The sequence below is a fragment of the Chromobacterium sp. Rain0013 genome, assembly GCF_015291765.1.
In the GTDB taxonomy this organism is placed as follows: Bacteria; Pseudomonadota; Gammaproteobacteria; order Burkholderiales; family Chromobacteriaceae; genus Chromobacterium; species Chromobacterium haemolyticum.
Genome location: NZ_CP031514.1, coordinates 3378756 through 3397317, shown reverse-complemented (window position 1 = coordinate 3397317; position 18562 = coordinate 3378756). Strand labels below are relative to the sequence as shown.

The 18562-nt window shown below is 62.8% G+C and carries 15 protein-coding genes; 10 read left to right on the top strand and 5 right to left on the bottom strand.

What is annotated here, in order from left to right; translation table 11 throughout:
• Positions 1-103: 103 nt before the first annotated feature.
• The gene (locus DXT74_RS15635; protein WP_194426430.1) at positions 104-1201 is read right to left on the bottom strand and encodes an anhydro-N-acetylmuramic acid kinase; all 1098 of its coding nucleotides are present in this window, start codon (positions 1199-1201) and stop codon (positions 104-106) included.
• Positions 1201-2535, bottom strand: coding sequence for a M23 family metallopeptidase (locus DXT74_RS15630; protein WP_043641850.1), 1335 nt, complete (start codon positions 2533-2535; stop codon positions 1201-1203). Before DXT74_RS15630 ends, DXT74_RS15635 begins: the two co-directional genes overlap by 1 nt.
• Before the next feature lie 241 nt (positions 2536-2776).
• Here DXT74_RS15630 and DXT74_RS15625 point away from each other — a divergent pair, with 241 nt between their 5' ends.
• The 10 genes from DXT74_RS15625 to DXT74_RS15580 all read left to right on the top strand — a co-directional run bounded on the left by DXT74_RS15625 (position 2777) and on the right by DXT74_RS15580 (position 13428).
• Entirely contained in the window at positions 2777-3784 is a 1008-nt protein-coding gene (locus tag DXT74_RS15625) for a hypothetical protein (protein ID WP_194426429.1), read from the top strand.
• 6 nt (positions 3785-3790) lie between these two features.
• Positions 3791-5506 (top strand): single-stranded-DNA-specific exonuclease RecJ, encoded by a 1716-nt coding sequence (gene recJ, locus DXT74_RS15620; RefSeq protein ID WP_194426428.1) that lies wholly within the window; start codon positions 3791-3793, stop codon positions 5504-5506.
• Between the two features lie 28 nt (positions 5507-5534).
• Complete coding sequence (locus DXT74_RS15615; RefSeq protein WP_146176101.1) at positions 5535-5792, top strand: hypothetical protein; 258 nt, start codon at positions 5535-5537, stop codon at positions 5790-5792.
• A complete protein-coding gene (rmuC, locus tag DXT74_RS15610; RefSeq protein ID WP_231138198.1) occupies positions 5792-7273 on the top strand; it encodes a DNA recombination protein RmuC in 1482 nt (493 codons plus the stop codon). The genes DXT74_RS15615 and rmuC overlap by 1 nt, the downstream gene beginning before the upstream one ends.
• Positions 7274-7407: 134 nt before the next feature.
• Positions 7408-10119: a DNA gyrase subunit A gene (gene gyrA, locus DXT74_RS15605; RefSeq protein WP_194426426.1), complete on the top strand. Its 2712-nt coding sequence runs from the start codon at positions 7408-7410 to the stop codon at positions 10117-10119.
• The gene (locus DXT74_RS15600; RefSeq protein WP_043641856.1) at positions 10116-10583 is read left to right on the top strand and encodes a PaaI family thioesterase; all 468 of its coding nucleotides are present in this window, start codon (positions 10116-10118) and stop codon (positions 10581-10583) included. The genes gyrA and DXT74_RS15600 overlap by 4 nt, the downstream gene beginning before the upstream one ends.
• Positions 10580-11020, top strand: a complete 441-nt coding sequence (locus DXT74_RS15595) for a PaaI family thioesterase (protein ID WP_019100433.1) — start codon at positions 10580-10582, stop codon at positions 11018-11020. Before DXT74_RS15600 ends, DXT74_RS15595 begins: the two co-directional genes overlap by 4 nt.
• Before the next feature lie 104 nt (positions 11021-11124).
• Entirely contained in the window at positions 11125-12213 is a 1089-nt protein-coding gene (gene serC, locus DXT74_RS15590) for a 3-phosphoserine/phosphohydroxythreonine transaminase (RefSeq protein ID WP_043642033.1), read from the top strand.
• Positions 12214-12342: 129 nt separating this feature from the next.
• Complete coding sequence (locus DXT74_RS15585; protein WP_194426425.1) at positions 12343-12999, top strand: ankyrin repeat domain-containing protein; 657 nt, start codon at positions 12343-12345, stop codon at positions 12997-12999.
• An 84-nt stretch (positions 13000-13083) separates the two neighbouring features.
• Entirely contained in the window at positions 13084-13428 is a 345-nt protein-coding gene (locus tag DXT74_RS15580; RefSeq protein WP_081554736.1) for an MliC family protein, read from the top strand.
• On the opposite strand, the gene DXT74_RS15575 is transcribed toward DXT74_RS15580, so the two are convergent.
• The 3 genes from DXT74_RS15575 to mgtA form a co-directional block, all read right to left on the bottom strand.
• Positions 13425-15029 carry an EAL domain-containing protein gene (locus DXT74_RS15575; RefSeq protein WP_194426424.1) on the bottom strand — a complete coding sequence of 535 codons (1605 nt, stop codon included), beginning with the start codon at positions 15027-15029 and terminating at the stop codon, positions 13425-13427. The genes DXT74_RS15580 and DXT74_RS15575 overlap by 4 nt on opposite strands.
• A 33-nt stretch (positions 15030-15062) precedes the next feature.
• On the bottom strand, positions 15063-15587 hold the full coding sequence (locus DXT74_RS15570; protein WP_043641866.1) for a DUF2165 family protein: 525 nt from the start codon (positions 15585-15587) through the stop codon (positions 15063-15065).
• Positions 15588-15736: 149 nt separating this feature from the next.
• Entirely contained in the window at positions 15737-18493 is a 2757-nt protein-coding gene (mgtA, locus tag DXT74_RS15565; RefSeq protein ID WP_052370975.1) for a magnesium-translocating P-type ATPase, read from the bottom strand.
• Between the last annotated feature and the right edge of the window lie 69 nt (positions 18494-18562).

The following is an 18562-nucleotide window of genomic DNA, read 5'->3' as shown; positions in this document are numbered from 1 at the left end:
GTATTCAGCTTTGCTGACAAGTCTTGATGGCGTTCCCTTTAGAGACTGTGTATCAAAGTCTGTTGTGTTGACACGCAAGGCTTTAGAACAGGCTTTGAGGCGCTTATTTGGGGTATAGCGCGCCGAGTACGCGTTCGCCGGCGGCGCCGGTCACTTCCGGCAGGTTGCCGGCGAGGCGGCGCAGGAAGCGCCAGCCCAGCCAGGCGAAGGCGGCGGCCTCCACTTGGTGTTCGGGCAAGCCCAGCGCGGCGGTGCCGGCGATGTGTTGTTCCGGCAGCAAGGCGCTCAGGCGACGCATCAGCGCGCCGTTGCGCGCCCCGCCGCCGCAGACGAAGATAGCCTGGTTTGCCGGGCAATGCAGGGTGATGGCCTGAGCGATGCCGCGCGCGCTCAGCTCCAGCAGCGTGGCTTGCACGTCGACGGCGGGCACATGGCGGCCCAGCAGTTTTTGCTCCAGCCAGGGCAAGTCGAACAGGTCGCGACCGGTGCTTTTGGGCGGGGGCTGACGAAAGAAGGGTTCGTCCAGTAGCGCCTGCAGCAGAGAAGACTCCACCACGCCCTGGCTTGCCCATTGGCCGTCGGCATCGTAAGGATGGCCTTGATGGCGTAGGCACCAGGCGTCCATCAGCATATTGCCGGGACCGCAGTCGAAGCCGATCACCGCTTGGTTTGGGTGAAGGCGGGTCAGGTTGCTGATGCCGCCGATGTTGAGAATCACCCGGTTTTGCTCCGGCGCGCCAAACACCGCCTGATGGAAGGCGGGCACCAGAGGCGCGCCCTGGCCGCCGGCGGCCAGGTCGCGGCTGCGGAAATCGGCGATCACATCGATGTGGGTCAGCTCGGCAAGGCGGGCCATATTGCCTATTTGCCAGGTGTAGCCGGCGTCCGGGGCGTGGCGTATGGTTTGGCCGTGGCTGGCGACGGCTGCGATGTCTGCCGGCTTCAGCTCTTCAGCGGCCAGAAGGCCGTTAACCGCCTGGGCGTAGAGCTCGGCCAACTCATTGGCCAGCCGGGCGGCGCGATCCAGCTCATTGTCGCCGATGGCCTGCAGCGCCAGCGCCTGTTCGCGCAGTCGCGGCGGGTAGGCGACGAAGTAGTCGGCTTCGACGCGGAGCGCGCCTTGTTCGTTGAAGCGCACCAGCACGGCGTCGACGCCGTCCAGGCTGGTGCCGGACATCAGTCCGATCAAGCGTTGATTCATCAGTCTAGCAATGCGATGTTGGTGGGCAGTTCGCGCAGTAGTTTCAGGTGCGCGGTCAGCGCCTGGTTGCCGGATTTGAATTCGGCCAGCTGAGTGGCGCTCAGGCCCGGCGTCGGCAAGGCGTTGGTGGCCGGGTCCACCGCCTGGCCGTTGATCCGCACCTCAAAGTGCAGATGGGGGCCGGTGGAGCGGCCGGTGCTGCCGACGTAGCCTATCACCTCGCCGGCCTTGACGCTTTTGCCGGAACGGGCGCCAGGGGCGAAGCGGCTCATGTGCGCGTACAGCGTGGTCATTTTTTGATTGTGGCGGATTTCCACCATATTGCCATAGCCGTTTTGGCGTTCCACCTTGACCATGGTGCCGTCGGCAGGGGCAATGATGGGAGTGCCGCTGGCGGCGGCGTAGTCCACGCCGGAATGCAGGCGCAAGGAGCGCAGTATCGGGTGCTTGCGGAAGCCGAAGCCGGAGCTGATGCGTGCGTTGGCCACCGGCTGATGGCTGAAGCCCTGTTTGATGGGCTTGCCCAGCGCGTCGTAATAGGCGCCGGACTCGCTGTCGTGGGCAAAGTAGAAGGCTTGGTGAAGCTTGCCGGAGCGTTGAATTTCCACCGCCAGCAGGTTGCCGGCGGCGATGGGCGCGCCGTTGTAGAGCAGGGTTTCGTACACCAGATTGATGCGGTCGCCCTTGCCCAGAGAGTTGATGTTGAATTGATCGGCGAAGATTTCCGTCAACTGGGCGCGGATGTCGCGCGGCACTTGGGCTTTGGCCAGCGCGGCGCCGACCGAGCGGGTGATCAGCAGCGAGCGCACCGTCTGCACCGCTTCGGTGGCGATCGGGTCGGCGCTGGCCTGCCATTCGCCGTTGACCTTTTCGATGGCCACCAGCACTTGCTCGCCGTTTTCGTCGTCATTGAGAAAACGCAGGCCGAACAGTTCGCCCAGGTCGTTGGTTTGCACCGACAGGGTGGCGCCGGTCTTCAGCTTGAGGAGGTCCTTGGACAGGGGGCTGGAGTGCAGAAAGCGGTTGGCTTCGCTGTCGCGAATGCCCAGCCGGTTCAGCACGCGGGCGATGGTGTCGCCGCGCTTGATCGCCTCGTCGCGCCAGTAACGGGTGGCGCTCTCATTGAAGGAAAAAGCCGGCAGGGTCAGCTGCTCGGTCACTTCTTTTTGCAAAACTTCCGGCTTGGCGGGCTGGGCGCCGTTCTGAGCCACGGCGAAGGCGGTGGCCATGCCGAACAAGGGCAGGGAGGCCGCCGCGCCGATCAAGCTCAGATGGTGGTTCATCAGCTTGTGGAAGCATTTTTGCGGGATATGTAGCAGTTTGCGATAATCCATCGTTCACAATAATTAAGGCTGGCCTTGGGCCAACCTTTGTAAATTCCGTATTTGCCAATCACAGGCCTTGCGGCCGCGTCTCAACATTTGGGGAGCTTGCGCGGCATAAGTTCCTGTGCAAACTGTAAATTATAGCCGCGATTCCGGATGCTATCCGCCTGATTTTGTCGGGCGCCCATGCCAGGGCGTTTTTGCAAGGCTTTGATATTACTTCGATCTCGTCATCCAAGTGTAGCGATAAATGAAATTGACATTGTTGTTGCCCGGTCTGCTTTGGCTGGACGGCCACGACGGCGCCGATGTGTGCAAGGGGCTGGAACTTCCCGCCCTGCAGCGCTTGTTGGGCCAGGGAGAACGCGCCGCCGGACCGGCGACGCTGAGCGAACTCTTGACCGCGCCGTGGCGCGGCTCCGTGGGCGGCCTGGCGAGGCTTCGGGCGCGCCAGGCCGGCTTGCCGGCGGAACAAGGGGACTGGCTGCTGGCCGATCCGGTGCATGTGCGCGTGGATCGCGACCGCGCCTTGCTGGCTGATGTCGGCGTGATGAGCTTGAGCCAGGCCGAAGCCGAGACCTTGGCCGACGCGGCGAATCGCCATTTCGCCGATGACGGCTGGCGCATCCATCCGCTGGAGCCGGGCCGTTGGCTGTTGCAGCTGGACGCGCCCGCGGCGGCCAGCTTCAGCCCGCTGCCGGATGTGGTGGGCGAGGACATTAACGCGCATTTGCCGCAGGGCGAGCGCGGCCTGGACTGGAGCCGCTTGCTGAACGAGTTGCAGATGCTGCTGTACGCCCATCCGCTGAACGATGAGCGCGAGGCGCGCGGGGAACTCGGCGTCAACAGCTTATGGCTGTGGGGCGGCGGCGTAGAGCCGGGCTGGCGCGCGCCGGCGGAACAGGTGTTCGCCGACGAGGACTGGTTGGGCTGGATCGCGGCCGAGGCCGGCGCGTCGTGCCTGCCGGCGCCTTACGACTTCGCCGGCTTCGTCGAGCAGGCCTGCGTCCGCGACTGCCTGGTGGCGCTGGACACCTTGCAGGCCGCGGCGCAGTACCGCGACGCCTGGGGCTGGCGCGAAGCGTTGCAACGACTGGAGCGCGACTGGTTCGCTCCCTTGTTGCGGGCGCTGCGTCAGGGCCGGATCGATAGCCTGGTCTTGCGCACGCACGGTCACGGCGGGCTGGAACTGAAGGTGCGCCGCAACGACCTGTGGAAATTCTGGAAGCGGCCGCTGCCGTTGTCCGCCTTGTATTGAGAAAACATGTCCCAAATCGTTTCCCGAAGCATTCCCGCCGATACTCATGAACAATTGCTGCGTCAGGGCTTGAGCCCGTTGATGGCGAGGCTGTACGCCGCGCGCGGCATTTGCGACTGCGCCGAGCTGGATTACGGCCTCAAGGCGCTGCTGCCCTATCAAAACCTGAAAAACATCCAGCCGATGGCGGAGCGCCTGGCCGACGCCATCGCCGGCCGTCAACGCCTGTTGGTGGTGGCGGATTACGACGCCGACGGCGCCACCGCCTGCGCGGTGGCGGTCAAGGGCTTGTCCATGCTGGGCGCGCGCGTTGACTTCATCGTGCCAAATCGCTTCGAGTACGGTTACGGCCTGACGCCGGAGATCGTTGAACTGGCCGCGCGTCAAAACCCGGACATCATTGTCACCGTGGACAACGGCATCGCCAGCGTGGACGGCGTGCTCGCCGCCAAGGCGCTCGGCATTGAAGTGCTGGTCACCGACCACCACCTGCCCGGCGACGTGTTGCCGGAGGCCTTGATCGTCAACCCCAATCAGCCCGGCTGCGAATTTCCGTCCAAGAACCTGGCCGGTGTGGGGGTGATGTTCTACGTGCTGCTGGCGCTGCGCGCCGAAATGCGCCGGCGCGGAGTGTTTGACGAGCGTAGTCAGCCCAATCTGGGAGAGCTGCTGGACTACGTGGCGCTGGGCACGGTGGCCGACGTGGTGCGGCTGGATCAGAACAATCGCACCTTGGTGGAAAACGGCCTCAAGCGCATGCGCGCCGGCCGCATGGCGCCAGGCATCGCCGCTTTGTTCCGCGTCGCCGGCCGCGCGCATTACAAGGCCAACACTTTTGACCTGGGGTTCACGCTGGGCCCGCGTTTGAACGCCGCCGGCCGGCTGGACGATATGAGCCTGGGCATCGCCTGCCTGCTGGCCGCCAATGAGGAACAGGCGATGCGGCTGGCGCAACAGCTGGACCAGCTCAACCGCGAACGGCGCAGCATAGAGCACGGCATGCAGGACGAGGCGCTGGCGGCGTTGTCCGGCATCGATGCCGACAACCGCTACACGCTGACTCTGTTCCGCGACGACTGGCATCAGGGCGTGGTCGGCATCGTCGCCTCCCGGCTCAAGGAGCGCTTCCATCGGCCGGCCATCGTGTTCGCGCCCGGAGACAACGGCGAGATCAAGGGCTCCGGCCGCTCGATTCCCGGCTTCCATCTGCGCGACGCGCTGGACTTGGTGTTCAAGCGGCATCCCGGCCTGATTCTCAAGTTCGGCGGCCACGCGATGGCGGCCGGCCTTAGCCTGCAACAGACGCGCTTTGACGAGTTCCAGCACGCCTTCGAGGCAGTGGCGCGCGAGTTGTTGGAAGAGCGCCATCTGACCCGCACCATAGAAACCGACGGCAGCCTGGCTCCGCGCGAATTGAACCTGGTCTTCGCCGAGCAATTGGCGGCCGAGGTGTGGGGCCAGGGCTTCCCCGTACCTTACTTCCACGACCGTTTCGCGGTGATGAGCCAGCGCGTGGTTGGCGACAAGCACTTGAAGCTGCGCTTGGCGCGCGACGGAGAGGAGTTCGACGCCATGTTGTTCAATCAGGTGGAATGGCTGCCGGACAATGTCGACGCGGTGTATCAGTTGATCGCTAATGAATGGCAGGGCCGCAAGGAGTTGCAAGTGTATTTGCAGCATTGGTCGGCGGTGGGTTTGGAGAGGGAGGGGCTGGGTGTTTAGCGGTCTAGCCCTTTGGGAATTGGTGTGGATGCTTGCCTTCCTGGCTTGGCCGTTGGTGCTGGCTATTCTGCTTTTGCTGATGGCCTGGGGTTTGCTGAGTAGGGGGCGGTTCGGCGCGGCGCTTAAATGGGGGGGCGGCGTTCTTGTCACAGCTTTCGGCGTTTGTGTGTGGTTCACCTCGGCCGAGGGCAATTGGCGCCAGCCCTTGCAACTATTCGGCGTGTTTCTCGTTCTGGCATTGTTGTTCTGGGGCGCCGCCTTGATTCATTTATGGAGAGCGCGGTAATGAGCATGCCGTTGGTAGCGATATTGGCTGCGCTAGTCGCTGGTTTGGGGGGCTGGGCCGCCGCCAGGATTGTGGACGCACGCAGGCGCGAATCGGAATTACAGGATTGGATGCAGCGTCTGGCTACGCTGACGGCGCAGCTGGAAAGCAGCAAGGAGTTGTTGCAGGAGGCGCGGCATAAGGAAGGGAAGTTGGCGGAGGCCCAACAGCAGGCGGCCGCCTATTGGTCGGCGATGCAGGAGCATGTCAAGCAACTGGAGGATATGCGTCAGCAGCGTAGCAGGCAGGCGGAACGGCTGGAGCAACTGAACACGGAGTTGACCCGGTTCACTGCCCGCGAGCAGGAGCTGATGACGCTGTTGGAGCAGGAGCGCGGCCAGAACGCCGAGAAGCTGGCCTTGTTGACCGAGGCGCGCGAAAGCATGGCTGGGCAGTTCAAGGCGCTGGCCGGGGACATCCTGGAAGAGAAGGCCAAGCGTTTCACCGAGCAGAATCAGCAGAACCTCGGTCATCTGCTCGGGCCCTTGCAGCAGCGGCTGCAAGATTTCGGCAAGCTGGTGCAGGACAGTTATGAAAAAGACAGTCAGGGGCGCTTGTCGCTGGAGGCGGAGCTCAAGCGCTTGCAAGAACTCAATAGCCGGCTGGGCGACGACGCCATCGCGCTGACCAAGGCCTTGACCGGCGCCAGCAGCAAGGCGCAGGGCTCTTGGGGCGAGATGGTGCTGGAACGGGTGCTGGAAACCTCCGGCCTGCAGAAGGATCGCGAGTACCGGGTGCAAGTGTCCGACGTGGTGGCCGGCGAAGGCGGCAACCGCCGCTATCAGCCCGACGTGGTGATAGACCTGCCGGAAGGCAAGCAGCTGGTGGTGGATTCCAAGGTATCGCTGAACGCCTATGTGCGCTACACCGCCGCAGAGGGCGAGGCGGAACGGGCGACGGAAATGAAGGCCCATGTCGCGGCCATCCGCAACCACATCCGCACGCTGTCGGAAAAGCGTTACCAGGACTTGTATCGTTTGAACACCCTGGACTTCGTGTTCATGTTCATTCCGGTGGAGCCTGCCTACCTGTTGGCGGTGCAGCAGGATATGAGTTTGTTCAACGAGGCTTTCGAGCGCCGCATCATGATCGTCGGCCCCAGTACCTTGCTGGCGACGCTGCGCACAGTGGCCAGCATCTGGCGCTACGAATACCAGAATCAAAACGCGCAGGAGATCGCCCGCCAGGGCGGGGCGATGTACGACAAATTCGTCGGCTTCGCCGCCAATCTGGAAAAACTGGGTAAGCAGTTGGACGTGGCTCGCGACAGTTTTGGCGACGCGATGAAGCAGCTGTCCGGAGGCCGCGGCAATCTGGTGGCCAGCGCCGAGCGTCTGCGCAAGCTGGGGGTGCGCAATAACAAGCAACTACAGCAGCATCTTAAACTGGGCGCGATGGAAGACGAGGGCGAGGAAGGAGCGGGAGAGCCCGGCCCGGACTGACGGAAGTCGGTTGGAGATGACCGTTTCGTGATAGAATACGAGTTGTCATTACCTATGCTGGCCGCCCTGTGGCGGGCGCGTGAATGCACCCGCAATCGCAGGGCGGCCTGTTCATCCTTACGAATCAAGAAACTATGACCGATAACCTGTTCGCCAAGGAAACCATCCCCATCAGCCTCGAAGAGGAGATGCGCCGCTCTTATCTGGATTACGCGATGAGCGTGATCGTGGGCCGCGCCTTGCCTGATGTGCGCGATGGCCTGAAGCCGGTGCACCGTCGGGTGCTGTACGCCATGCACGAGCTGTCCAACGACTGGAACCGCGCGTACAAGAAATCGGCGCGTATCGTTGGCGATGTGATCGGTAAATACCACCCGCACGGCGACACCGCGGTGTACGACACCATTGTGCGCATGGCGCAGGACTTTTCGCTGCGTTACCCCTTGGTGGATGGTCAGGGCAACTTCGGTTCGGTGGACGGCGACAACGCCGCCGCGATGCGTTACACCGAGATCCGCATGGCGCGCATCGCCCATGAGCTTCTGGCCGACATCGAGAAGGAAACCGTGGACTTCGGTCCCAACTACGACGGCTCCGAGCACGAGCCGTTGATCCTTCCGGCCAAAATCCCCAATCTGCTGATCAACGGCGCCTCCGGCATCGCCGTGGGCATGGCCACCAATATTCCGCCGCACAACCTCAACGAGGTGGTGGACGCCTGCCTGGCCTTGCTGGCCAACAGCGAACTGACCATTGACGAGCTGATCGACATCATTCCGGCGCCGGACTTCCCCACCGCCGGCATCATCTACGGCACCGCCGGCGTCAAGGAAGGCTATCGCACCGGCCGCGGCCGCGTGATCATGCGCGCGCGCGTTCATTTCGAAGACATCGGCAAGGGCGATCGCCAGGCCATCATCGTCGACGAGATCCCGTATCAGGTGAACAAAGCGCGTCTGCTGGAGCGCATCGGCGAGTTGGTGCGCGACAAGCAGATCGAAGGTATTTCCGACCTGCGCGACGAATCCGACAAGTCCGGCATGCGCGTGGTGATCGAGCTCAAGCGCGGCGAAATGCCGGAAGTGGTGCTCAATCACCTGTACAAGATGACCCAGCTGCAGGACAGCTTCGGCATCAATATGGTGGCGCTGGTGGACGGCCAGCCGCGCTTGCTGAACCTGAAGCAGATCCTGGTGGAGTTCCTGCGTCACCGTCGCGAGGTGGTGACCCGACGCACCATCTTCGAACTGCGCAAGGCGCGCGAACGCGGCCATATCCTGGAAGGCTTGGCCGTGGCGCTGTCCAACGTCGATGAAATCATCGCGTTGATCAAAGCCTCGGAAACTCCGCCGCAAGCCAAGATCGCGCTGATGGACCGCGAATGGCGCTCGCCTCTGGTGGAGGAAATGCTGTCCCGCGTCGATCAGGACAAGGCGCGTCCAGACGGGCTGGCGGAAGAGTTCGGCCTCAAGGCCAACGGCTACCGTTTGTCCGACGCCCAGGCCCAGGCCATCCTGGAAATGCGCTTGCAGCGCCTCACCGGCCTGGAGCAGGACAAGATCGTCGCCGAATACCGCGACATCATGGCGGTGATTCTGGACTTGCTGGACATCCTGGCCAAGCCGGAACGCATCAACCAGATCATCAGCGATGAGTTGTCCGCTGTTAAAGCCCAGTTCGGCGACGCGCGCCGCTCTGAGATCGAACCTTTCGGCGGCGATATCAATATCGAGGACCTGATCACCCCGCAGGACATGGTGGTGACCATTTCCCACACCGGCTACATCAAGGCCCAGCCCATCGACGACTACAGCGCCCAGCGCCGCGGCGGCCGAGGCAAGCAGGCGGCGGCCACCAAGGACGACGATTTCATCGACACTCTGTTCGTGGCCAATACCCACGACTTCGTACTGTGCTTCTCCAGCCGCGGCCGCTGCTACTGGCGCAAGGTCTACGACCTGCCGCAGGGCGGCCGTCAAAGCCGCGGCAAGCCCATGGTCAACGTGTTGCCACTGGAAGAGGGCGAGAAGATCAACGCGCTGCTGCCGGTCAAGGAGTTCCGCGACGACCAGTACGTGTTCATGGCCACCGCCGACGGCACGGTGAAGAAGACGCCGTTGCGCGCCTTCTCCAAGCCGCGCGCGGCGGGCATCATCGCCATCAATCTGGACGAGGGCAATTACCTGGTGGGCGTGGCGCTGACCTGCGGCAAGAGCGTGGCAGGCCAGGGCGATGAAGATGACGAGGCCATCGTCGAGGAGGACATCGCAGGCGAAGGCGAACTGATCGAGGATGGTCTGCCGCTTGAGGGCGACCAGGTCATGTTGTTCTCCGACGCCGGCAAGTCGGTCCGCTTCAGCGAAAGCCAGGTACGGCCGATGGGACGCACTTCCAGAGGCGTTCGCGGCATGAAGCTGGGCGAAGGCCAGAAGCTGATTTCCCTGCTGGTGACCAATTCCGAAGACCAGATGGTGCTGACCGCCAGCAACGGCGGCTACGGCAAACGCACCCGCATTGGCGATTTCCGTCTGACCAGCCGCGGCACCCAGGGCGTGATCGCCATGGATCTGACCGACAAAACCGGCCTCAAGCTGGTGGCCGCCAGCCTGGTGGAAGAAACCGACGATGTGATGCTGATCACCACCGGCGGCGTGCTGATCCGCACCAAGGTGTCCGAAGTGCGCGAAACCGGCCGTTCCGCTCAGGGTGTGCGCCTGATCAATCTGGACGAAGGCGAGCAGCTGATCGGCCTGGAAAAAGTGGCCGAGGGCGATAGCGACGACGAGACGGAGGCGCTGGAAGGCGAGGACGGCGTCGAGGCCGCGGATGAGGGCGGCGAGGCATGATTCCAACGCCGGCCAATCCCGAAGTGCTGGAGGCGATGAGCCAGCTTTTCGTCTCCTTTCCGCACTGTCGCACTCTGGGTTTCCAATACATCGGAACCGAGGGACGCCGGCCCACTTTGAAGGTGGACTGGCGCGAGGATCTGGTCGGCAACCCGGTCACCGGCACTTTGCACGGTGGGGTGATCACCTCGCTGGTGGATACCTGCAGCGCGGTGGCGGTGATGGCGCATCTGCCTGAGCTGGAAACCATCGCCACGCTGGATCTGCGCATCGACTATCTGAGGGCGGCCACGCCGGGAAAGCCTATCTTCTGCCGAGCGGAATGCTATCGCCTGGCCAGCCAGATCGCCTTTACCCGCGCCGTGTGTTATCACGAATCGCCCAGCGATCCGATCGCCCACGGCGTGGCCACCTTCATGCGGGAATCCAGCCGGACGCCGATGCTGCCGGAGGCCGCCGCATGAGCCGCTTCATGGAACGTTTCAACGCCTTGCGCGATCAAAAAGCCTATGCGCTCATCGTGGACGAGCTGCCCTACATCAAGCTGATGGGGGTGGAATTGGGCGAGGACGACGCCGGCGAGTTGCTGTTCCAGTTGCCGTTCTCCGAGCGCAATGTCGGCAATACCGCTCTGCCGGCATTGCACGGCGGGCTGATCGGCGGTTTTCTGGAAAGCGCGGCAATGCTGCATCTAATGTGGATACGGGAGTCGCAGGAAACGCCTAAGATCGTCGACTTCTCGCTGGACTATCTGCGCCCGGGCCGGCCGCAAACCTTGTACGCCAAGTGCGAGATCACCAAGCAGGGCAAGCGGGTGGCCAATGTGCTGATCGAAGCCTGGCAAGAAGACCGGCGAAAGCCGGTTGCCGTGGCGAGAGCCCACTTCCTGCTCAGTCAGTAAACTATAACAAAGGCCCGGCGCTTAGCGATCGGGCCTTCGCATACCAAGGCCCGGAGTTCGCCGGTGCGGGCGCCAAGGGCTGTCAACGCAAATAGAGGATGAACATGGCCAAAGTGTACAACTTCTCCGCCGGCCCCGCCGTGCTGCCTCATCAGGTGCTGGCCGAAGCGCAAAGCGAAATGCTGGATTGGCACGGCTCCGGCATGTGCGTGATGGAAATGAGCCATCGCGGCAAGGAATTCATGGAAATCATCCATGACGCTGAGCACGACCTGCGTGGGTTGATGGGCATTCCCGCCAACTACAAAGTGCTGTTCCTGCAGGGGGGCGCATCGCAGCAGTTCGCCCAGGTGCCGCTTAACTTGCTGGGCGAGCGCGACAGCGTGGATATCGTCAATACCGGCCACTGGTCCAAGCTGGCGATCAAAGAAGCGCGTCGCTACGCCAAGGTCAATGTGGCGGCCAGCAGCGAGGACCGCAACTTCGCCTACGTGCCGGACGAAGCCGGCTGGCAGCGCGACCCCAAGGCGGCTTATCTGCACTACACCTCCAACGAGACCATAGGCGGCTTGCAATTCCCCTTCGTGCCGCAAAGCCTGCCGGACGTGCCGCTGGTTTGCGACATGTCCTCGGACTTCCTGTCCAGGGAAGTGGACGTCAGCCAGTTTGGTCTGATCTACGCCGGCGCGCAAAAGAATATCGGCCCGTCCGGCCTGGTGGTGCTGATTGTGCGCGAGGATCTGCTGGGCAAGGCCCGCGCCGATCTGCCCACCATGCTCAATTACCAGGTCCACGCCGACGCCGACTCGATGTACAACACTCCGCCCACCTTTCCGATCTACATCTCCGGCCTGGTGTTCAAATGGTTGAAGGAGCAAGGCGGCGTCAAATCCATCGCCACCCGCAACGAGGAGAAGGCCGGCCTGCTCAATCATGTGATCGAGTCCAGCGAGGGCTTCTATCACACCCATATCGACGCGCCGTTCCGTTCGCGGATGAACGTGGTGTTCCGGCTCAAGGATGAGGGGCTGGAAGAAACCTTCCTGCTGGAAGCGCGCAAAAACGGCTTGATCCAGCTGAAGGGACATCGCGCGGTGGGTGGCATTCGCGCCTCCATCTACAACGCGATGCCGATAGAGGGCGTCAAATCGCTGGCCAACTTCATGCAGGACTTCGCCCGCATGCACGGCTGAGTTTTCGCTGCAGTTCTGTCATAGCCCGCCGGTCGGCGGGCTTTGTTTTTGTCCGGCTGGCTTGGCGCGGCATGCCATGCTACGGTGGCGCTTCCATTTGAATCGTTTGCAAGGAGCGAGGAGAGGGCAATGCATTGGCAAGCTAAAATCCTGTTATCGACGGTTTTGGCCGTCTCCATCCCCGCAGGAGCCGGCAGCGGCCAAGCCTTGCTGGCGGCGGCCGGACGCGGAGACGCGCCTGAAGTGCGGCGCTTGTTGCGCGCGGGCGCGCCGGTGGATGTCCGCGATGCCAGTCAGCGCACGCCCTTGCTGCTGGCGACTTGGGGCAATCATCCGGAGGCGGCGCGCTTGTTGATTGAGGGCGGCGCGGATGTGAACGCCAAGGATAAACAGCAGGACAGCCCCTATCTGTTGGCCGGCGCTCAGGGCAGGAATGACATCCTGAGCATGACGTTGCGGCACGGCGCGGACTTGGCCAGCACCAACCGTTATCAGGGCACGGCGTTGATCCCCGCCTGCGAGCGAGGGCACGCGGAAGCGGCGCGGCAATTGATTGCAGCCGGGGTCAAGCTTGATCACGTGAACCGGCTGGGTTGGACCTGCTTGCTGGAAGTGGCGATTTTGGGAACGGACAGCGCGCAGCATCGCGACATCGTCCGGCAACTGATCGCGGCCAAGGCGGATCTGAATCTGGCGGATCGCGACGGCGTAACCGCCTTGCAGCATGCTCGCCGCCGAGGGCTGACCGGCGTTGCCGCCTTGCTGGCGGAGGCGGGCGCCCGCTGAACTGCGCAGAACAAAACCGAGGGAGCCCGGTCTATCCCCATTTGCCAAGAGCAAGCCGCAGTCCGTCATTCTAGGAGTTAAAACATGAAATCCATCTTGTTCGCCGTACTGACCTTGAGCAGCGCCGCCGCGCTGGCCAAGCCGCTGACCTTGCCGGATATCCCGGCTGGTCAGCGGCAGGTCGTCCGCTACGTTTGCGCCGATGGCGCCAAGTTGACGGTCAAGTATTACAACGTCAAAAACGGGCAGAGTTTCGCGGTATTGCCGATCAAGGGCAAGACCATGTTGTTGAGCAATGTGGTGTCCGGTTCCGGCGCCAAATACGCGGCCGAGCAATACAGCTGGTGGACCAAGGGGCCGGAAGGTTCGTTGCGTGACGAAATCACCGACAAGGCCTTGCTGGACGACTGCAAGGAGAGCCGCCGCTAAAGCGCCGGACCGGTGTCGGACGCCGCCGCGCGCGCGGCGTCCAGTTCCGGACGCAGCAGGAACTCGCGTAGCGGCATTGGCCGCGCAAACAGATAGCCTTGCAGCCAGCCCACGTCCAGACGGGTCAGGTAGGCGCGTTGGGCTTCGGTCTCCACCCCTTCCGCCACGATTTCCAGTTCCAATTTGTGCGCCAGCTCGGTCACGCTGTCGACGATGTGGCTGGACGGCGCGTCCGCGCCGATGCTGGCGGTGAAGCTCTTGTCTATCTTGATGCAGTCCAGCGGCAGCTGTTGTAGATAGATCAGGCTGGAGTGGCCTGTGCCAAAATCGTCTATCGCTATCTTCACACCTAGTTCCCGCAGCCGAGCCAGCCGTTCGCAGGCTTCGGGGGTGGGCTCCAGTATCTCCCTCTCCGTCAGTTCCAGTACCAGATTCAGTTCCCCAGGCGGGAAGTGGGCGAGAAACTGTCGGCAGTCCGCCAGTAAGGCGTCGTCCCGCAGGTGCGCGGCGGTGATGTTGATGCCCAGATGGAACTGAGGCGGCAGTCGGCTCCGTCCCAGGGTACGCGCCAACTGGCGCATCATTTGACGCGTCATCGGCACGATCATGCCGCAATCCTCGGCGCGTGGAATAAACAGGTCCGGCCGGATCAGTCCATCCCGCGGGTGACGCCAGCGCATCAGCGCTTCCGCGCCTTGCCAGCCCAGCCCGTCGGAACGCACCACTGGTTGTAAAAAGGGCTCGAATTCCCCGTTGTCCAGCGCGCGTTGCAGTTCGACGGTGGGCGACGCCGGCCGGCTTAGCTGCCAGCGCAGGGCCGCGGCCAGCGCCAGCCCCAGCGCAGCCATGCTGAGGAAGACCAGTTCATAGCTGCTGGCCATCTGGTGGTACAGGTCGCGGCGGTTGAAGCCGCTAATCAGGGTATAGGGATGGCGGGAGGAGGCGCGTTCTATCGTAAGCAGGTCGAAGGGCGGGCTGGGGTTGGGGTGTACCGCGTGATCCGGCCCTATCCAGAGCGGCCCCACGCGCATGTAAACCGGGCTGTAGTCGCTGGCCATGTCCAGGCTGAATTGCAGGTGCACGCCGTCAATGGCGATGTAGATCGCCGTCGGCCCCGATTGCTTGCGGTAAATGATCAGCGGACGGCCCGGGGTCAGCTCGTTGCCGGACTTCAGGCGCAGCTCGGTTTCCGGGCGGGGTTTGTCCGGCGAGGAGATCTGTCTGTGGTAGACCCCGAACAACGAGGAGCAGTAGAGAATGCCGCCGCGCTCCAGCGTGACGCTGCGGATGAAGGGCACCACGGTGACTTGTTTGCGCAGCGCCTGTTCTATTTGCGGACATGGCTGGTTGGTGAGCGGGGCCACGCTGTCGGCGGCCTGAGCCGCATAGTCCAGCATCAAGTCCAGCATGCTTTCCGCTTGGCCTGTTTGCAAGGTGGCCTGCTGCCGCAGCCGGTTGCTTTCCTGCCAATAGACAATGGGGGTGATGACGGCCAGCGGCAGCAGCGCGGCGACGCCGATCAACAGCCAGCGGCTGATGCGGGCGGGCAGGGTTAGGCGGCGGGACATCATGGCGCGTATGGGGGAGTCGGCATGGTTCATGATATACGAGGGCCGCCGCCGTTGCCGGGAGGGCTAGCGCTCAGCGGCTTCCGGCTGCGACAGGTAGGCCAGGCTTAGCAGGATGAAGCCGATGAAGGCGTAGGCCTTCATCTGGCCGTTCCATTGACTGGCCCACATGGCGAAGTATTCGCCGCCTATCACCGCAAAACCGGTGTACCAGACCAGCAGCGCCGGAATGCAGCCCAGCGTGAACAGCGTCTTGCCTCGCAGATAAGCTTCCTCGCGTCCGCAGAGCGCGCCGCGCAGCATGGCGCCGCCGCCCCAGGCGCATATCAAGCCGAAGGCCAGTTCGCCGGCGATGATGGCCAGGTAAGCGGCTTGCTGCCAGCCCGGGTGAGTGACGGCGCGGCCTTTCAGCGCTTGGCCGTTAAACCAGGGTTCCATGCTGTCCATGGCCAGCACGTGGCGGACAAACTGCCAGTTGCTGTCGTAGTCCAGAATGTTGCCGCTGGCGGCCAGCAAGCCGAACAAGGCGATGGAAAGCGCGAGCAGGCTTTTAAAGCATTGCTGGGCGCGGCGCAGGGAGGGGAGGCGCATGGGGTTTCCTTATGGTGGGGATAAGGGATTGTGCCAGTGTGGCAAGACGCTGGGAATGGCGGGAGACGGCGTAAAAAAGCCCCGCGAGAGCGGGGCTGGAGTTACGAGGTCAAGGCGCTTAGAGCCTGTTCGCGATCGTAAGCGCGTTCTTAGAACCAGCGGCCGTAGCGTTTGATGTAAATGGTTTTGACGATTTGAGTCAGCGTCATATAACCCATCATGGTGGCCAGCAACCACCAGAAGTAGCTGGTGTCCAGCTTGATGAAGCCAATGCTTTCCGCCAGCGACGAGAACGGCAGGTAGCAACCGATGGCGATGGCCACCGAGGTGGACAGCATGACCGGCAGCGAGGCGGTGCTTTGCAGGAAGGGGATCTTGCGCGTGCGCAGCATGTGCACCACCAGGGTTTGCGAGACCAGGCCTTCGATGAACCAGCCGGAGTGCATGATGTTGGCGCCGCCGTCGCTGACGCCGTGGGCCAGGCCGGCGTAGTAGGCCGCGCCGGCGCCGAACACCGTCCACATCAGCGTGTAGGTGGTGATGTCGAATACCGAGGAGGTGGGCCCCAACCACAGCATGAAGCGCTTGATGTTGTTGGCTTCCCACTTGCGCGGTTTTTTCAGGAACTCCGGATCCATCTTGTCCCACGGCAGGACCATCTGCGATACGTCGTAGATCAGGTTCTGGATCAAGAGATGCATCGCCAGCATCGGCTCCCACGGCAGCCAGGCCGAGGCAACCAGCACCGAGAACACGTTGCCGAAGTTGGAGCTGGCGGTCATGTTCAGGTACTTGAGAATATTGCCGAAGGTTTCCCGGCCCTTGATCACGCCTTCTTCCAGCACCATCAGGCTCTTTTCCAGCAGGATGATGTCCGCGGTTTCCTTGGCGATGTCCGCGCCGCTGTCCACCGAGATGCCGACGTCGGCGTCGCGCAGCGCCGGCGCATCGTTGATGCCGTCGCCCAGGAAGCCCACGGTGTGGCCGTTGGCCTGCAGGGCTTTGACCACGCGGGACTTTTGCAGCGGGGTCAGTTTGGCGAAGATAGTGGTGTGTTTGACCGCGCTGCACAGCGCCACATCGTCCATCGCCTCGATGTCTTTGCCTACCAAGGGCACGCCGGGGCTGAGGCCAACGTCGCGGCATACTTTGGCGGTGATGATGGGGTTGTCGCCAGTCAGGACTTTGACCGCCACGCCGTATTCCTTCAGCGCGCGGATGGCCGGAGCCGCGGAGTCCTTCGGCGGGTCGAGGAAGGTCAGGAAGCCGCGTACCACCAATTGGGCTTCGTCATTGGTTTTGTAGTTGCGCTTGGCTTCTTCTGCCGGAATGTCGCGGGTGGCGACCAGCAACACGCGATAGCCCTCGGCGTTATAGTCCTGGCTGCGCTTGAGCAGGGCGGCGCGCTCCTCGGCGGTCAGCGGTTTGATCTGTTCGCCGTCCTGAACATGGCTGGAGACGGCCAGCATTTCTTCCACCGCGCCCTTGGAGATCATCAACTGGCGGCCGCGCTGGTTTTCCACGATCACCGACAGCCGGCGGCGCACGAAATCAAACGGCATTTCGTCGACCTTGCTGTAGCCGCTGGGTTTGACGCGGTCACCCAGTTCGTCGGCGTGTTCCACCACGGCAATATCCATCAGGTTCTTCATGCCACTCTGGTGGAAGCTGTTCAGCCAGGCCAGTTGCAGCACGCCCTCGTCTTTGAGCCCATGGATATTGTAATGGTGCTCCAGGATGATCTTGTCCTGGGTCAGGGTGCCGGTCTTGTCGGTGCACAGCACGTCCATTGCGCCGAAGTTCTGCACCGAGTTCAGGCGTTTGACCACAACCTTGCGCCGCGCCATCGCCACCGCGCCCTTGGCCAGGTTGGCGGACACGATCATGGGCAGCATTTCCGGGGTCAGGCCCACGGCCACCGCCAGCGCGAAGGTGAGGGCGGACATCCAGTCGCCCTTGGTCAAGCCGTTGATCATGAATACCACGGGCACCATCACCAGCATGAAGCGGATCAGCAGCCAGGATACGCTGCTGACGCCGCGGTCGAAGCTGGTTTCCACGCGTTTGTGGCTGACCACGCTGCGGGCCAGCGAGCCGAAATAGGTATCGGTGCCGGTGGCCACTACGAGAGCGGAGGCCTTGCCGCTGACCACATTAGTGCCCATGAAGCAGATATTGGGCAGGTCTAGCAGGTCCGTATCGCCATTGGCTTGACCGTTGGCGGACTTCTCCGCCACCGCGCCCAGGGTGTCGTACTTTTCCACCGGCAGCGCTTCGCCGGTCAGCACTGCCTGGCTGATGAACAAGTCGCGGGACTCCAGCAACTTGATGTCGGCGGGGATCATGTCGCCGGCTTGCAGGTGGACGATGTCGCCGACCACCAGTTCGCTCATCGCGATTTCCTGGCGAATGGGGCTGCTGCCGTTGGCCGGGCGGCGCTGTACGGTGGCCGTATTGCGCACCAGCGATTTGAGCTTTTCCGCCGCCTTGGCGGAGCGGAATTCCTGCCAGAACCGCAGCAGGCCGCTGATGCCCACCATGGTTAGCAAGATGATGATGCCGGTCCACTCTTCGTCGCCTGGGGTGGCGAAATAGACGTCGGTGAAATAGCTGATGGCGGCAAGCACCATCAGGACGACGACAAAGGGGTTCTTGAAGGCTTGCGCCAGTTGAATCAGCGGGTGCGGCGCCTTGTCGTGAGCCACTTCGTTGGGGCCGAACTGGGCGTAGCGCTGATGCGCCTCCGCCATGGTCAGGCCGTCTTGGTGGCCGCGTACGCGTTGCAGGGTTTCTTCTACGGAGCTGTCGGCTTCCTGTACCGCGCGGATGACCGGTTTTTCCTGTTTTGCGCTAGGGGTGGCTACATAGCCTTTCAGCTTGTGTCGGCTGCTAGTGTGTTTCGTCATTGTTTCGTCTCCTGCGCGCGTGTCCCGCGCAGTACGGCTGGGGCTTTTCAGGCCGGCCGGATATCTGGC

Coding starts and splice junctions, on each gene's coding strand:
- DXT74_RS15630 (WP_043641850.1), bottom strand. CDS start 2,535: ATGGATTATCGCAAACTGCTACATATCCCGCAAAAATGCTTCCACAAG.
- DXT74_RS15625 (WP_194426429.1), top strand. CDS start 2,777: ATGAAATTGACATTGTTGTTGCCCGGTCTGCTTTGGCTGGACGGCCAC.
- DXT74_RS15585 (WP_194426425.1), top strand. CDS start 12,343: ATGCATTGGCAAGCTAAAATCCTGTTATCGACGGTTTTGGCCGTCTCC.
- DXT74_RS15615 (WP_146176101.1), top strand. CDS start 5,535: ATGCTTGCCTTCCTGGCTTGGCCGTTGGTGCTGGCTATTCTGCTTTTG.
- DXT74_RS15600 (WP_043641856.1), top strand. CDS start 10,116: ATGATTCCAACGCCGGCCAATCCCGAAGTGCTGGAGGCGATGAGCCAG.
- gyrA (WP_194426426.1), top strand. CDS start 7,408: ATGACCGATAACCTGTTCGCCAAGGAAACCATCCCCATCAGCCTCGAA.
- DXT74_RS15575 (WP_194426424.1), bottom strand. CDS start 15,029: ATGAACCATGCCGACTCCCCCATACGCGCCATGATGTCCCGCCGCCTA.
- recJ (WP_194426428.1), top strand. CDS start 3,791: ATGTCCCAAATCGTTTCCCGAAGCATTCCCGCCGATACTCATGAACAA.
- DXT74_RS15595 (WP_019100433.1), top strand. CDS start 10,580: ATGAGCCGCTTCATGGAACGTTTCAACGCCTTGCGCGATCAAAAAGCC.
- DXT74_RS15580 (WP_081554736.1), top strand. CDS start 13,084: ATGAAATCCATCTTGTTCGCCGTACTGACCTTGAGCAGCGCCGCCGCG.
- rmuC (WP_231138198.1), top strand. CDS start 5,792: ATGAGCATGCCGTTGGTAGCGATATTGGCTGCGCTAGTCGCTGGTTTG.
- DXT74_RS15635 (WP_194426430.1), bottom strand. CDS start 1,201: ATGAATCAACGCTTGATCGGACTGATGTCCGGCACCAGCCTGGACGGC.
- serC (WP_043642033.1), top strand. CDS start 11,125: ATGGCCAAAGTGTACAACTTCTCCGCCGGCCCCGCCGTGCTGCCTCAT.
- DXT74_RS15570 (WP_043641866.1), bottom strand. CDS start 15,587: ATGCGCCTCCCCTCCCTGCGCCGCGCCCAGCAATGCTTTAAAAGCCTG.
- mgtA (WP_052370975.1), bottom strand. CDS start 18,493: ATGACGAAACACACTAGCAGCCGACACAAGCTGAAAGGCTATGTAGCC.